Raw genomic sequence first — 1852 nt, forward strand, 5'->3', positions numbered from 1 at the left:
CTTTTTTTTGTTGCCATTTTACTGATTTTTAATTAGTTTTACAAAGTAACTAAATATAGCGCTGAGAAAGCTACCGAAGGTTTAGTTCAACAAGGTATTGCCAAAAGCGGGGCTGAACGGCTTCGATTGAGCATTTGTGCAAGGTTCAACAGTAGTAATTCTATTGAACTTTTGTGCTAAAAATCCCCGCCTTCGGCAATACCCAAACCGTTGTAGGCAATTATACAGAACGACCCGTCAATGAAGAAAATATCGACATTTATACTTTTAATTTTACTGATACAAACCACGTATTCTCAGAATTTTGGAGATTTTCCCAAAATTGCAAAGGAGAAACTTCATAGAGATTTAGATTTATTGTATCAAGGCTTGGACAAGTTTCATTCTGGAATGTACTGGTACACCCCAAAAGACAGCGTTGATTTTGCTTTCCAAACTGCGAAAAACAAAATCACAACCGACCTTAATGTTTATGAATTTCACAAAATAATCGCACCATTAGTAGCATTATCAAGAGAAGACCACACAGACATTTTTTTACCAAAAGAAGTTAAAGAACAGACCAATAAAAATGAAAATATTCGATTTTTACCTTTAACTGTGGTTTTCTTGGGCGAGAAGTTATATTGTGTCAAAAATGCTTCAAATAATTCTGCAAAAATTGAAAATCTTGAAATTGAAAAAATCAATGGAGAAACACCCAAAGAAATTGTCACAAAAATTGGAAATTTATTTGCATCAGATGGGTACATAAAATCTGTAAAATACAGTGATTTGGGTGGCTTTAATTTTTCTAAAAACTATTTTTACTACTATGGAATAATTGAGAAATATAAAGTAAAATTCAAAGAAATTACAGAGCCTATCACAATTAATTCATTGTCAATTAGTCAAATTAATGAAAACCTAAAAAAGAACAACAATATTGACAAAGAAAAAACTGAAAATGAACCTTTGCAATTCAAAATTATAAATGCAAAAACAGCTTATTTGGATATTCAAACATTCTCAAACGACATAATTAAAAGAGAAAGCAAATATAAAACATTAAAAAAGTTCTTGAAACAAAGTTTTTCCGAAATAAAAGAACATAAAATTAAAAATGTGATTATTGACGTTAGTAAAAATGGCGGTGGAACTGAAGGAAATGAAGGTTTGTTATATTCTTATTTTGGCGATAATTACCAAAAATACTCTAAAGTAAGAGTCAAAACTCAAAAAGCAATCCTTAATAATGGAATTGACAAACCGATAAAACTTAAAGTATTCGGATTTTTAGAACGAATTTTTGTAAACAAAAAAATGAAAGATGGAAGTCTTGAAAGAAAAAATAATTTAGGTCTCGGACTTATGGCATACAAAAAAGCACCAAAAGACACCTTTAAAGGTAATGTGTATGTTCTCATTAGTCCAATAACATATTCTGGCGGTAGCGAATTTTCAAATATGATGTATTCGCAAGGATTAGCAACATTTATTGGACAAGAAACAGGCGGAGGTTATTATGGAAATACGAGTGGATATAGTCAAGATTTAACTTTGCCAAATTCCAAAATAACCATTGAAATCCCAGCATTACAATTTGTGATGAATGTTGAACCAAAATTACCATTTGGAAGTGGAGTAAAACCCAATTACGAAGTAATCCCAACAATAAATCAATATATTAATAATGAAAATATTTACTTAGAATATGCATTAAAATTAATAAGCGAAAAACAATAACTGCCTACAATAGCTAAGTTTTCGTTGCGTGCGCAGCACGAACAATGAAAACCCTGTTGAACGGAACCTTCGGCAGCTTTTGGTTGGGTATTTTCCCACACTATGGGTTTATCGACAAAAGATTTTT

The 1852-nt window shown here is 31.1% G+C and carries 1 protein-coding gene; it reads left to right on the forward strand.

What is annotated here, in order from left to right:
- Positions 1-240 precede the first annotated feature (240 nt).
- Positions 241-1725: a S41 family peptidase gene (locus OK344_RS13390; protein WP_265145225.1), complete on the forward strand. Its 1485-nt coding sequence runs from the start codon at positions 241-243 to the stop codon at positions 1723-1725.
- Positions 1726-1852 lie beyond the last annotated feature (127 nt).

It is taken from the genome of Kaistella yananensis (genome assembly GCF_026107505.2).
Classification (GTDB): Bacteria; Bacteroidota; Bacteroidia; order Flavobacteriales; family Weeksellaceae; genus Kaistella; species Kaistella yananensis.